We start from the raw sequence: 13,730 nt of genomic DNA on the forward strand, positions 1-13,730 counted from the left end.
AGCCTTATGAAAAACGCATCCAAGGGATTTATCCCCGTTATGCTCACGCCCTTCCAAAACGATGGGCAAATTGATTATCCGGCCCTTACCCGCCTCACTGAGATGTACTTGAACGCGGGCGCGGCCGGCCTGTTCGCCAACTGCCTTTCCAGCGAGATGTTCGAGCTGAGCACCGAGGAGCGCCTGCAAAGCATCCGCCACATCGTGGACGTGGCGGGCGGGGCCGTGCCCGTGGTGGCCACCGGCACCTTCGCCGGCCCGCTCAACGAGCAGGCCGACTTCGTGAAGCAGGTGTACGAAGCCGGCACCGAAGCCGTCATCGTCATCACCGGCCTGCTGGCTGCCCCGGAGGAGTCCGATGCCGTGTTCAACGAGCGGTTCCATCGCCTGCTGGACTGGACCAGCGGCGTGCCGCTGGGCTTCTACGAGTGCCCCGAGCCTTACAAGCGCGTGCTCACCGCCGAGCAACTGGGCCAGTTCGTGGCCACCGGTCGCGTCACCTACCACAAAGACACCTGCCTCGACATCGACCAGATTCGGGCCAAGCTGGCCGCCACCGCCGGCCACCAATTTGGCCTCTACGATGCCTACATGGGCCACGCCGTGGAGTCGCTGCGGGCCGGTGCGGCGGGGCTTTCCTGCATCCAGGGCAATTTCTTCCCCGAGCTCATTGTGTGGCTGTGCAACAATTACGACAACCCCCTGCTGCAGCGCGAAGTGGCAGATGTGCAGGCGTTTTTCATCAAGAACATGGGCGTGATGCACGACGTGTACCCCACCGTGGCCAAATACTCGCTCAAGCAGCGCGGCGTGGATATTTCCACCTTCACGCGCCGCAAAGTGGGCAATTTTAACGGCACTGTGCGGGCCGGCGTGGAGGCGCTCTATGGCGACTACAGCACCCTGAGCCGCGGCCTGGAGTTGGTGGCGTAGGTCTACTGCCTCACGTCAACCTGACCCCCTCTCCAAAAAAGAGGGGGCACCGGTAATGCATCAGTACTATTACCCACAATAGAAAGAGCCTTCTGCTGATGCAAAAGGCTCTTTTATTATCGTTTGCTCAAATCCGGTGCCCCCTCTTTTTTGGAGAGGGGGTCAGGGGGTGAGGTTGACGTCAGGCGGCAGGCTTACGCGGCCATCGCCAGCTCCTTGTGGTTGTGCAGGTACTTTTTCTTGTATTCCAGCGGCGTCATCTTCGTGATTTTCTTGAAGTGGCGGTAGAAGTTCGACACGTTGTTGAAGCCGCATTCAAAGCATACCACCTCCGTCGGCAGCTTGTCCTCAATCAGCTGCCGGCAGGCCTGGCTGATGCGTATTTCAATTAGGAAATCGTAGTAGGTCTTCTTCGTAATCAGCTTGAAATAGCGGCAGAACGAGGTGACGCTCAGGTTGCTGATGGACGCAATTTCATCGAGCGTGATTTCCTTTTTGTAGTTCGACAGCGTGTAGTTGCAGACCTTGTTGATGCGCTGCACGTCCGATTCGTTGCTCTGCTTAAAGGCGTGGTGCTCCGAGGCGATGGTTTGAATCTCCGACGTTTCGGAGAGCACCTTCAGGATGGAGAGGAAGATGATGATGCGGTCCAAATCCGTGGCGTTGACGGCCTGGCGCATGAGGGGTGCGAGCTTGGCCTTGGCCTTGCCGGTGATGAGCAGGCCGCTTTTGGCCTTCTCAAACAGCTTGGGGATGAGGTAGGCCTCGGGCAGGCCGAAGAGGTAGCGGCCCAGGCACTCGGGCAGAAACTGGATGACGATGGCCTCGACCTGCTTCTCCGGGTTGCCCTGGAAATACTCCTCGTTGCAGCGCCACACGTGCGGCAGATTGGCCCCCACGAGCACCATCTCGCCCGCCGAAAAATTGTCGATATTGTCGCCGATGAGCCGCACGCCTTCCCCCTTAATGGTGTAAACCAGCTCCAGCTCGGGGTGGTAGTGCCAGGTGGTGCCGAAATACGATTTCACGTCGTGGCGAATGCTGAACGAGCTCTGCGGGGCGACCGGGACTTTGTGGAAATGCGCTTTCATGAGGAGTGAAAATGTGGTGGGAATTAGGAGGGCTGGCGCAGGGCGCGGGGCTAACGCGCCGCCTGATTACGAAATCGATTGTGTAGAGAAGCGGAAAGGCGAATCGGCAAAAAGGAGTTCAAAGCAGCAAAAAGACGGGTGGCGCAGGCTTCTCTAGGATATTATCCTGGGCTCAGAGCAGCCTGAAACTCACTGATAATGGATAAAATCGGTCAGTAAGTAGTCACTAAGCTATAACGCTCCGAAAGCCGAACTCTCCTGTACCTGCCTGCTCAGGCGTTCTAATGCCGTAATCGACGCAAAAAACGGCTGCTTTGGTACGGGGTGAGTACCTGCTTTTGGCTACGCGTTTGGCAAATGGCATTGGGCCGGCTGGCTTGCCCGCATGGTAATATCCTACACTAAGTAGGCAAAAAGCCGGAGGCTTGCGGGCGAATATGCTGGCAAATTTGCCTACCCACTCAACCCGGATTTTCCTGCCCGGCCCAGCGTGCCCATCGAGCCTTTTCTGGCCGTGCGCTGCGGCTTCGGCTCCACTTTTCACCCTTACAGCCCGTGGCCTCATTCCCTACCAACGAAGTGCTCCTCCTCGCCAGCGGCGACCTGCGCCTGGCCGCCAACCAAAACTGCTGGCCGGCCCAGGAAGCCATGGAAGCCCAGCTCGCCGCCGCCCTCCACAAGCTGGGCTGGACGGTGAAGCGCGCCCACGCCTACGACCCCGAAAAGCAGCACGGCTTTCTCGATTCGCAGAAGATGGGCATGGAGGTTTTCCGGCACCTCCACCCCGAGCAGCCGCTCATCGTGGCCGAAAGCGTGTGGCAGTACTCGCACCACGTGCTGGCCGGCCTCACCACGCACCGGGGGGCCATCCTCACGGTGGCCAACTGGAGCGGGCAGTGGCCCGGCCTGGTGGGCATGTTGAACCTCAACGGCTGCCTCACCAAAGCCGGCGTGGCCTACAGCACGCTCTGGAGCGAGGATTTTACGGATGCTTTCTTTGAGAAGGGCCTGACGCAATGGCTGGAGCACGGCCACATCACCCAGGACGAGCGCCACGTCAAATCCTTCGCCGAGGCCAGCCTGCCGGCCACCGAGGAGCACGCCGGCCGCACCTTTGGCCGGAAGTTCCGCGAGCACAAGGCCATCATGGGCGTGTTCGACGAGGGCTGCATGGGCATGTACAACGCCATTGTGCCCGACGAGCTGCTGCACGCCACCGGCGTATTTAAGGAGCGCCTGAGCCAGGCCAGCCTCTACGCCGCCATGCGCGACGTGACCGAGGCCGAAGCCCAGGCCGTGCTCACCTGGCTGCTGGCCCGCGGCATGAAGTTCAGCTGGGGCACCGACGAGGCCACCCAGCTCACCAAAGCCCAGACGCTGGAGCAGTGCAAGATGTACATCGCCGCCGTGCGCATCGCCGCCGAGTTTGGCTGCGATACCATCGGCATCCAGTACCAGCAGGGCCTCAAGGACCTCACCGTGGCCAGCGACTTGGCCGAAGGACTCCTGAATAACACGGACCGCCCGCCCGTCTTCGCCAAAACCGGCGAGGAACTGTACGCCGGCCAGGCGCTGCCCCACTTCAACGAAGTGGACGAGTGCGCCGGCCTCGACGCCCTGCTCACCTACCGCCTCTGGAACGAGCTGGGCCTGAGCGGCGAAACCACGCTGCATGACCTGCGCTGGGGCCAGAGCTTCGACACCGGCGACGGCGACGAGTTTGTGTGGGTGTTCCTGATTTCGGGCGCGGCCCCACCCGCGCATTTCGTGGACGGCTACGCCGGCACCAGCAGCGAGCGGCAGCCGGCCATGTATTTCCGCCTCGGCGGCGGCAGCGTGAAGGGGGTGAGCCGCCCCGGCTCCATCGTCTGGAGCCGCGTGTACGTGATGGACGGCAAGCTGCACTGCGACCTCGGCGTGGGCGAAGCCGTGGCCCTGCCCGCCGCCGAAACCCAACGCCGCTGGCAGGAAACCACCCCCGAATGGCCCATCATGCACGCCGTGCTCTGCGGCGTGAGCCGCGACCAGATGATGGCCCGCCACAAGGCCAACCACATCCAGGTCGTTTACGCTCCCTACGCAGCCAAAGCCCACCAGCTCTGCCGCATCAAGGCCGCCGCGCTGGCCGAAATCGGTGTGGAAGTGCATTTCTGCGGCGATGTGAAGGGCCTGACCAATAGTGTGGAAAAGGAGCAGTCGGCGCAGGTGGCGGTGCCGAGTTAAGCGACAATTGAATATGGAAACAACGTCATGCTGCGTCACCGCCTGATGCGCGGAATGCTCAGCATGACGTTTTAACAAACCCCACCCCCCAACAATGACCCACCGCCGCGCCATCCTTTCCATCCTCTTCGCTTCGGCGTGCGTTGCCCAGGCGGCTCGTGCACAGTACCCCACCATCCCGCCGGAGGTGCAGGCCAAAGCCGACGCCGCGCTGGCCGAGGAAGAGAAACGCTCGGATGCCGCCTGGCAGAAGGCGCAGCCCATCATCGAAGCCGAAGCCAAGGCCGGCAAGCCCTACATTCCGTGGGCGGCCAAGCCGTCGGATTTGCCGCAGTCGAAGCGCCTGGCGTTTCCGGGCGCGGAAGGGGGCGGGGCGCACGTTTTCGGCGGGCAGGGCGGCAAGGTGTACGTGGTAAAGAGCCTGGCCGACCGCGGCCCCGGCACCCTGCGCGAGGCGCTGGAGCAGGGCGGGGCGCGCATCATCGTGTTCAACGTGGCGGGCATCATTCGCCTGCAAACGCCCATTATTATTCGCGCCCCTTACGTCACCATCGCGGGCCAGACGGCCCCCGGCGACGGCATTTGCGTGGCCGGCGAGTCGATTTGGATAAACACGCACGACGTGGTGGTGCGCTACGTGCGCTTTCGGCGCGGCGCGACGGACGTGGCCCGGCGCGACGACGGGCTGGGCGGCAACCCGGTGGGCAACATCTGCATCGACCACGTGTCGGCCAGCTGGGGACTGGATGAGAACATGTCCATCTACCGCCACGTGTACCACAACCTCGAAACCGGCAAGGCCGACAAGCTGCCCACGGTGAACGTGACCATTCAGAACTCGATTTTTTCGGAGGGACTGGATACCTACAACCACGCGTTTGGCAGCACCATTGGCGGGCTGAACAGCCTGTTTACCCGCAACCTGTGGGCCAATAACATTGCCCGCAACCCCTCGGTGGGCATGTACGGCGATTTCAACTTTGCCAACAACGTGGTGTTCAACTGGTGGAACCGCTCGGCCGACGGCGGCGACAACCACTCGGAGTACAACTTCGTGAACAACTACTACAAGCCCGGCCCCATCACGCCGGCCGGCGAGCCCATCAGCTACCGCATCCTCAAGCCCGAGTCGGGCCGCGACAAGGACGCCAAAAACCTGTTCGGCAAAGCCTACGTGGCCGGCAACGTGGTGGCCGGCAATGAGAAGGTGACGCAGGACAACTGGGCCGGCGGCGTGCAGGTGGAAGGCACCCCCGACGCCGCCAAAACCGTGGCCGAAATCCGGACCGAAAAGCCCTTCACGCTGCCCAACATGAATACCGTGCTGCCCGCCCCGGAGGCCTACCAGTACGTGCTGGCCAACGCCGGCTGCACCCTGCCGCGCCGCGACGCCGTGGACGCCCGCATCGTGGAAGAGGTGCGGACCGGCAAAATCACCTACGCCAAAAACGCGCAATCCACCGTCAAGAGCCCCTACATCAAGCGCCGCCTGCCCGAAGATTCCTATAAAAACGGCATCATCACCGACCCCGCGCAGGTGGGCGGCTACCCCGACTACAAAGGCACGCCCTACGCCGATGCCGACAACGACGGCCTGCCCGACAAGTGGGAAACCGCCCACGGCCTCAACCCCAAAAACGCCGCCGACGCCACCCAGGACCGCGATAAGGACGGCTACGCCAACATCGAGGAATACCTCAATAGCGTGGTGCCGCTGCAAAACGTGCGGCCCAATGCCGGCAAAGCCAAGTCGTAGGCTGTAGCGCGGACTTTTAGTCCGCGAGTTGAACGCTACCCACGCGCGGACTGAAAGTCCGCGCTACATTTCCCACATGATTTCCAAAGCGCGTTTTCTCCTCCTGCTGCTAACCCTCGCTGCATTTGCGCCGGCGGCCGAGCCCACCGGCCCGCTCAAAGTGTCGCCCAACGGCCGCTTCCTGATGACGGGGAGCGGCAAACCGTTTTTCTGGCTGGGCGATACCGGCTGGCTGCTGTTCAGCAAGCTCAAACGCGAGGAAGCCGAAACTTACCTCGAAGACCGCCGCAAAAAAGGCTTCAACGTGATTCAGGTGATGGTGCTGCACCAGGTGCCCATCGCCAACGTGTACGGCGACTCGGCTCTGGTGCACGCCAACGTGGCCAAACCACTGCTCACGCCCGGTGCCAACCCCACCGACGCCGCCCAGTACGACTACTGGGACCACGTGGACTACATCGTGGACCTGGCGGCCAAAAAGGGTCTCTACATGGGCATGGTGCCCGTGTGGGGCACCAATGTGAAGAACGGTAAGGTGAACCAGGCGCAGGCCAAAACCTACGCCACCTTCCTGGCCGAGCGGTATAAAAACCGCCCGAACATCATCTGGCTGAACGGCGGCGACATTGCCGGCTCCGATTCGCTGAAAGTCTGGAACACCATCGGCGCCACGCTGAAAGCCGTGGACCCGAACCACCTCGAAACCTACCACCCGCGCGGCCGCACGCAGTCGTCGGACTGGTTTCACCAGGCCAGCTGGCTGGATTTCAACATGTACCAGTCGGGCCACCAGCGCTATTCGCAGGATACGTCGCGCAAGGAAAAGAACCACTACGGCCCCGATAACTGGCGCTACCAGCAGGCCGATTACGCCCTGAAACCCGCCAAGCCCAGCCTCGACGGTGAGCCGTCGTACGAGGGCATCCCGCAGGGCCTGCACGACATCACCCAGCCCCGCTGGACCGATGCCGACGTGCGCCGCTACGGCTACTGGTCGGTGTTTGCGGGTGCGTTTGGCTACACCTACGGGCAGAACTCCGTGATGCAGATGCACAGCAGCTTCGACAAGGGCAGCGCCTATGGGTCGAAGGAGTTGTGGTCGTCGGCCTTAAATGCGCCGGGCTCAGCTCAAATGCAGTATTTGAAGCAGCTGATGCTCTCGCGGCCCTACTTCGAGCGCGTGCCCGACCAGTCGCTTATTGCCGGCGCGGCGGGGGAGCAGTACAACCGCCTGCTGGCCACGCGGGGCCAGAAGTACGCCTTCATCTACACCTACAACGGCCGGAATATTCCGGTGCAGCTGGGCAAAATTGCCGGCGCGAAAGTCAAGGCCTCCTGGTTCAGCCCGCGCGATGGCAAAACCACCGCCATCGGCTCTTTCCCGAACAAAGGCACCCACGAGTTCAACCCGCCCGGCGAGCCGCAAAACGGCAACGACTGGGTGCTGGTGCTGGATTCGGTGTAGGCTTCAATCGTCCAGAAAAAGGCAGTCATGCTGAGCCTGTCGAAGCATCTCTACCGCGAAGCGTACTCAATGCCGCTCCAACGAAGCGGTAGAGATGCTTCGACAAGCTCAGCATGACGTTCAGGTGTTTCTCTTTCCAATGCGCAAACCTACCCTTCTTCGCCGCCTGGCCCCGCTGCTCGCCGCCGCGCTCCTGACTTCCTGCGCGAAGGAGGCCTACATGTTCACGTCCTTCCGCGAGCCGGCCACCGATGGCCTGCACTTCCTCTACAGCTACGACGGCTATAAATGGCAGGACATGGGCAAGTCGTTTCTGACGCCGCAGGTGGGGCCGAGCAAAATCATGCGCGACCCCAGCATCGCGCAGGGGCCGGATGGCACCTACCACCTCGTCTGGACCTGCGGCTGGAAGGGCGATAAGGGCTTCGGCTACGCCAGCTCGAAAGACCTGATTCACTGGTCGGACCAACGGTTTATCGACGTGATGAGCCACGAGCCCGCTACGGTGAACGTGTGGGCGCCCGAAATCTTCTACGACCCGCCCACCCAGCAATTCCTCGTCGTGTGGGCCAGCACCATCCCGCTGCGCTTCCCCAAAGGCGTGGAGGACGAGGACAACAACCACCGCCTCTACTACACCACGACCAAAGACTTCCAGAAGTTTTCAGCCACCAAACTCTATCTCGACCCCGGCTTCAGCGCCATCGACTCAGAAGTAATCCGGCGCGGCGTAGACGACTACGTGCTGGTGCTGAAGGACAACACCCGCCCCGAGCGCGACATCAAGGTGGCGTTCGGCCCCACCGCCACCGGGCCGTTTCTGAAGGTATCGGAGCCCTTTACCGCCAACTTCACCGAAGGCCCCAGCGTGGCCCGGCTGCCGCACAATCAGTGGCTGATTTACTACGACGCCTACCGCGAGAAGAAGTACGGCGCGGCCAAAACCTCCGATTTCCGGACCTTCACCGATGTGTCGGACCAAGTGCGCGTGCCGGCCGGCCACAAGCACGGCACCATCTTCACGGTGCCCCGCAAGACGCTCAAGAATCTGTTGCAAACCGCGCCGGCCGGGGCGCCGGGCGCGACCTCAGCTACCGGGAAATTATGAGTAAGCTACTTGATATTCAACAGCGCAGCCGTCAACCTCACCCCCCTGCCCCCTCTCCCGCGGAGAGGGGGAGCCAGACGTGGGAATCGTTGAACGCACCCCCTCTCCACGGGAGAGGGGGCCGGGGGGTGAGGTGCGCCGTCTGGGTCGTTGCGCTCCTCCCCATCCTAGCTCACGCCCAGACCGCGCCCGAAACCGTTCACTATTCCGGCACCACGCTCAGCAACGTGGACTACCACCACGGCCAGCTGCGGCCGGCCATCGGCACGCACTGCCTCCAAGTGCTGCGCGCCAACCGCCAGCACCCCACCGCCGCCAACGGCGAGGGCTGGACCTACAACCACGCCCCGATGCTGGCCTACTGGCACGACCAGTTCTACCTGCAATACCTCAGCAACCCGGTGGGCGAGCACGAGCCGCCCGGCCGCACCCTGCTGATGACCTCAAAGGACGGCAAGGCCTGGACCAATCCCACGGTCATTTTCCCGCCTTATAAAATCCCCGACGGCACCACCAAGGAAGGCCACCCCGGCAAAGTCGCTAAGGATTTGTACGCCGTGATGCACCAGCGCATCGGCTTCTACACCTCGAAAAAGGGCCGGCTGCTCACCCTCGGCTACTATGGTATTGTCATTGAGCCGCACGATGACCCGAACGACGGCCACGGCATCGGCCGGGTGGTGCGCGAGGTGCTGCCGGGCGGCAAGTTTGGCCCGATTTACTTCCTGCGGAACAACGCGTCGTGGGACAAGTCGAAATCGACCTACCCCTTCTACACCACCAGCAAGGACAAGGGCTTCGTGGCGGCCTGCGAAGAAATCCTGGCCAACCCGCTGATGATGCAGCAGATGGTGGAGGAGCAGGACCGCACCGACCCGCTGATTCCGATTCAGAAGGATTACAAAGCCTTCAGCTACTACCACTTGCCCGACGGGCAACGCGTGGTGGGCCTCTGGAAGCACGCCCTCACCACCATCAGCCCCGACGGCGGCAAAACCTGGCCTAACCCGGTCATTCGGGCGCCGCATTTCGTGAACAGCAACGCCAAAATATGGGGCCAGCGCACCACCGACGGCCGCTACGCCACGGTGTACAACCCCTCCGAATTCCGGTGGCCGCTGGCCATTTCCACCAGCCAGGACGGCCTCGACTACACCGACCTTCTGCTGGTGCACGGCGAAATCACGCCCATGCGCTACGGCGGCGCCTACAAAAGCTACGGCCCGCAGTACGTGCGCGGCATCCAGGAGGGCGACGGCGTGCCACCCGATAAAAACCTCTGGGTGACCTACAGCGTGAACAAGGAGGACCTCTGGATTGCCTCCGTGCCCGTGCCCGTGCGCGCCACCGCCACCGCACCCGCCAACGACGACTTCGCCGCGTTGCCCGCCGGCCAGGAGCTGGCCAGCTGGAACACCTACAGCCTGGTGCAGGCCCCCGTCGAAATCGGCCAGCTGCCCGATGGCACCAAGGGCCTCGTCTTTAAAGACGCCGATAAGTTCGACTATGCCAAGGCCGAGCGCATCATTCCCGAAGCCAAAAACATGACGGCCGAATTCGCGGTAATTCCCGCCCAAAACAACCACGGCGAGCTGCAAATCGAGTTTCAGGATGCCAAAGGCTCGCCCGCCGTACAGCTCACCTTCGACTCGACGGGCGTGCTGCGCTACAAAGCCGGCTCCCGCTTCAAGAACATCACCAAATACGCCGCCGGCCAGCCTTGCGCTTTAAAGGTGACTCTCGACGCGCCCAACCGCACCTGCACCGTGGCCGTGAACGGTGGCAAAGCCAGCTCCTTCATCTTCTACGCCCCGGTGGCAGCCTTCGAGCGCATCCTATTCCGCACCGGCGAGGCCCGCCACTTCCCCACGCCCGACACACCCGCCGACCAGGAATACGACCTGCCGGATGCCGGCGGCAGCGTGCCGGAAGCGGTGTTTTACCTGAAGTCCTTGAAAACGTTGGCAGTGGAAACGCCCTGATGGGTCACCTCACGGGACCCCTTTGGGGCCGGCCCCTCTCCCGCGGAGAGGGGAGCCTAACGAATTGTAGCGCGGACTTTCAGTCCGCGAGTTGCCCAACCTAAACGCACCACGCGCGGACTAAAAGTCCGCGCTACACCCGCGCCGCCGTGGCTCCCCCTCTCCCCAAGGAGAGGGGGCCGGGGGGTGAGGTGACCCGCCCGAACGACATGCCCAAACTTCTCCTTTTCCTTCTCGCGCTCCTGTCCTTCAGCGCTCACGCCCAGCGCACGGAAACCCAACTGCTCTCCGGCCCCGACAAAGACCACACCGTGAAGTGGCAGTTCTACTGCACGGCCGGCCGCAACTCGGGCAAATGGACCACCATCCCGGTGCCCTCCAACTGGGAGCTGCAGGGTTTCGGCAAGTACAACTACGGGCATAACAAAGACACCGCACGCGGCAAGGAAAGCGGCCTCTACAAGTACCAGTTCAAAGTGCCGGCCAACTGGCAGGGCAAGGTCGTAAACATCGTGTTCGATGGCGCGATGACCGATACCGAAGTTAAAATCAACGGCCAGCCCGCCGGCCCCACGCATCAGGGCTCCTACTACCGCTTCAAATACGACATCTCGAAGCTGCTGAAATACGGCAAAACCAACCTGCTCGAAGCTAAAGTCAGCAAGCACTCGGCCAACGAATCGGTGAACGACGCCGAGCGGCGCGGCGACTTCTGGATTTTCGGCGGCATCTTCCGGCCGGTATTTCTGGAGGCCCTGCCGGCCGCGCACATCAGCCGCGTAGCACTCGATGCGCGGGCCGATGGCAGCTTTAAAGCCGACGTGTACGCGGGCGGTGCTGCCGCTGATGAAGTCGTGGGCCAACTCTACACATTGACGGGGCAAAAAGTAGGAGGGGAGTTTCGCGCCCCGGTAACGGCGGGCAATGCGCCCACGCGCCTGCAAACCACTGTATCAAATCCCCAGCTCTGGACGCCCGAAACACCTAACCGCTACCGCCTGGCCCTCACGCTGCGCAAGGGCGGCCAAACGGTGCACACCCTCAACCAGCGCTTCGGCTTCCGCACCGTGGAGCTGCGCGAGCGCGAGGGCTACTACGTCAACGGCGTGAAAATCAAGTTCAAGGGCGTGAACCGGCACTCGTTTTGGCCCAGCTCGGGGCGCGCTACCAGCCCGGCGCTGAGCGTGATGGACGTGAACCTGATGAAGGACATGAACATGAACGCCGTGCGCATGTCGCACTACCCGCCCGACGACCATTTTCTGGAAGCCTGCGACTCGTTGGGCCTTTTCGTATTTGATGAGCTGGCCGGCTGGCACGCGACCTACAACACGCCCACCGGCACCAAGCTCAGCGAGGAAATGGTGACCAAGGACGAAACCCACCCCAGCATTATCGGCTGGATAAACGGCAACGAGGGCGGCCACAACTTCGACCTCGACCCCGTGCTCGACCGCCTCGACCTGCAAAAACGCCCCGTGGTGCACGCCTGGCAGGTATTTCGAGGCACCGATACCCAGCACTACATCAACTACGACTACGGCAACGGCACCCACCTGCACGGCCACAACGTGGTGTTCCCGACTGAATTCCTGCACGGCCTCTACGACGGCGGCCACGGCGCGGGCCTCGAAGACTACTGGGAGCAGATGTGGCGCGAGCCACTCTCGGCCGGCGGCTTCCTCTGGGACTTCTCCGACGCTGCCGTGGTCCGCACCGACAAAGGCGGCATCCTCGACACCGACGGCGACCACGGCCCCGATGGCATCGTCGGCCCCTACCGCGAGAAGGAAGGCAGCTTCTTCACCATCAAGGAAGTATGGAGTCCCGTGTTCTTCGAGCGCCGCGAAATCACGCCCGCCTTCGATGGCACTTTCCGCATCCAGAACCGCTTCACCTACACCAACCTGAGCGCCTGCAAATTCACCTGGAAACTGGCGCAATTACCCACGCCCGGCAGCAGCGCCACGCCCACCACGCGCACCGGCACCATCGCCGCGCCCAGCATCGCGCCCACCGAATTCGGCCCGCTCAAGCTGAGTTTGCCCGCCGACTGGCAACAGGCCGATGTGCTCTACGTAACCGCCACCGACCCCACCGGTCGCGAAATCTACACTTGGAGCTGGCCCATTACCCGCCCCGCGCAGGTGGCCCAGCGGCTGGCCGTTACCACCGGTTCCGGCACCGCCAGCCTCACCGAAACCGACTCGCTTTACACCGCCAGCGCCCACGGCGTCACGCTCACGTTCAGCCGCAAAACCGGCCTGCTGCGCCAGGTGCGCAACGCCAAAGGCCTCATCCCGCTCACCAACGGCCCCGTGCTGGCCGAGGGCGAAGCTGCCTTCGAAGGCCTCACCCAGCACCAGGACGGCGCCAATGTGGTGATTGACGCGAAGTTTGGCAAAGCCAGCCGCTACCAGTCGCTGCAATGGACGGTGTACCCCTCCGGCTGGGTCCGCATGACGGCCAAGTACTTCCCCAAAGACTATGATTTCGCCCTCGCCGGCCTCAGCTTCAACTACCCCGAGCAGGAGGTAAAAGGCATCCAGTGGCGCGGCGACGGCCCCTACCGCGTCTGGAAAGACCGCATGAAAGGCACCAACCTCGGCGTCTGGACCAAGGCCTACAACAACACCAGCACCGGCGAGCCCGACGGCACCAAGAGCCCGCTTTACCCCGAGTTCAAGGGCTATTACTCCAACTTCTACTGGCTCACGCTCCAAACCACCGGCCAGCCCCTCACAATCCTCTGCGACCAGGAAGACGTGTACCTGCGCCTCTTCACGCCCCGCTTCGCGGCCAAGCCCTACAACACGGCCCCGGCCTTCCCCAGCGGCAACCTCTCGTTCATGCACGGCATCACGCCCATCGGCACCAAGTCGCAAAAAGCCGAAAACATGGGCCCCATGGGTAAAACCAACATGTACTACGACTACAGCAAAGACCCGTCCTACGCCAAGGAAATCACGCTGTACTTCGATTTCTCGGGGGATAATGCACCAGCTCCGACGGCTGGGAAACGGTAGGAGGGAAGCGGCAAATTGCCTTTAGGCGGTCATGCTGAGCGAAGTCGAAGCATCTCTACCGCTTCGTTGTGGTGTACCTTGAAGCTACAAAAGCTGCGCTACTGCGTAACTTTTGTAGCTTCGTCACTTTAGCCACAGCCTTAAAC

8 protein-coding genes are annotated in these 13,730 nt (G+C 62.4%); 7 read left to right on the forward strand and 1 reads right to left on the reverse strand.

Translation table 11 applies throughout. The features are described from left to right. The first annotated feature begins 6 nt into the window (after positions 1-6). A complete protein-coding gene (locus ACYVHT_RS07915) occupies positions 7-933 on the forward strand; it encodes a dihydrodipicolinate synthase family protein (protein WP_460549797.1) in 927 nt (308 codons plus the stop codon). Between the two features lie 194 nt (positions 934-1,127). Here the strand turns inward: ACYVHT_RS07915 and ACYVHT_RS07920 are convergent, their stop codons facing one another. Continuing rightward, the gene (locus ACYVHT_RS07920) at positions 1,128-2,024 is read right to left on the reverse strand and encodes an AraC family transcriptional regulator (protein ID WP_460549799.1); all 897 of its coding nucleotides are present in this window, start codon (positions 2,022-2,024) and stop codon (positions 1,128-1,130) included. Positions 2,025-2,579: 555 nt separating this feature from the next. Between ACYVHT_RS07920 and ACYVHT_RS07925 the strand changes: the two genes are divergently transcribed. The 6 genes from ACYVHT_RS07925 (at position 2,580) to ACYVHT_RS07950 (ending at position 13,584) form a co-directional block, all read left to right on the forward strand. Further along, complete coding sequence (locus ACYVHT_RS07925) at positions 2,580-4,247, forward strand: fucose isomerase (RefSeq protein WP_460549801.1); 1,668 nt, start codon at positions 2,580-2,582, stop codon at positions 4,245-4,247. 94 nt (positions 4,248-4,341) lie between these two features. Beyond that, a complete protein-coding gene (locus ACYVHT_RS07930) occupies positions 4,342-6,003 on the forward strand; it encodes a pectate lyase family protein (protein WP_460549803.1) in 1,662 nt (553 codons plus the stop codon). Positions 6,004-6,079: 76 nt separating this feature from the next. Continuing rightward, a complete protein-coding gene (locus ACYVHT_RS07935) occupies positions 6,080-7,468 on the forward strand; it encodes a glycoside hydrolase family 140 protein (protein WP_460549805.1) in 1,389 nt (462 codons plus the stop codon). 139 nt (positions 7,469-7,607) lie between these two features. Next, the gene (locus tag ACYVHT_RS07940; RefSeq protein WP_460549807.1) at positions 7,608-8,576 is read left to right on the forward strand and encodes a glycoside hydrolase family 43 protein; all 969 of its coding nucleotides are present in this window, start codon (positions 7,608-7,610) and stop codon (positions 8,574-8,576) included. 128 nt (positions 8,577-8,704) lie between these two features. Next, on the forward strand, positions 8,705-10,558 hold the full coding sequence (locus ACYVHT_RS07945; protein ID WP_460549872.1) for a sialidase family protein: 1,854 nt from the start codon (positions 8,705-8,707) through the stop codon (positions 10,556-10,558). 209 nt (positions 10,559-10,767) lie between these two features. Then, a complete protein-coding gene (locus tag ACYVHT_RS07950; protein ID WP_460549809.1) occupies positions 10,768-13,584 on the forward strand; it encodes a glycoside hydrolase family 2 protein in 2,817 nt (938 codons plus the stop codon). Positions 13,585-13,730 lie beyond the last annotated feature (146 nt).

The organism is Hymenobacter daeguensis (assembly GCF_054780555.1).

What these genes read in the sequence shown, in the direction of transcription:
- ACYVHT_RS07930 (WP_460549803.1), top strand. Translation starts at nt 4,342, where the DNA reads ATGACCCACCGCCGCGCCATCCTTTCCATCCTCTTCGCTTCGGCGTGC.
- ACYVHT_RS07920 (WP_460549799.1), bottom strand. Translation starts at nt 2,024, where the DNA reads ATGAAAGCGCATTTCCACAAAGTCCCGGTCGCCCCGCAGAGCTCGTTC.
- ACYVHT_RS07915 (WP_460549797.1), top strand. Translation starts at nt 7, where the DNA reads ATGAAAAACGCATCCAAGGGATTTATCCCCGTTATGCTCACGCCCTTC.
- ACYVHT_RS07935 (WP_460549805.1), top strand. Translation starts at nt 6,080, where the DNA reads ATGATTTCCAAAGCGCGTTTTCTCCTCCTGCTGCTAACCCTCGCTGCA.
- ACYVHT_RS07950 (WP_460549809.1), top strand. Translation starts at nt 10,768, where the DNA reads ATGCCCAAACTTCTCCTTTTCCTTCTCGCGCTCCTGTCCTTCAGCGCT.
- ACYVHT_RS07940 (WP_460549807.1), top strand. Translation starts at nt 7,608, where the DNA reads ATGCGCAAACCTACCCTTCTTCGCCGCCTGGCCCCGCTGCTCGCCGCC.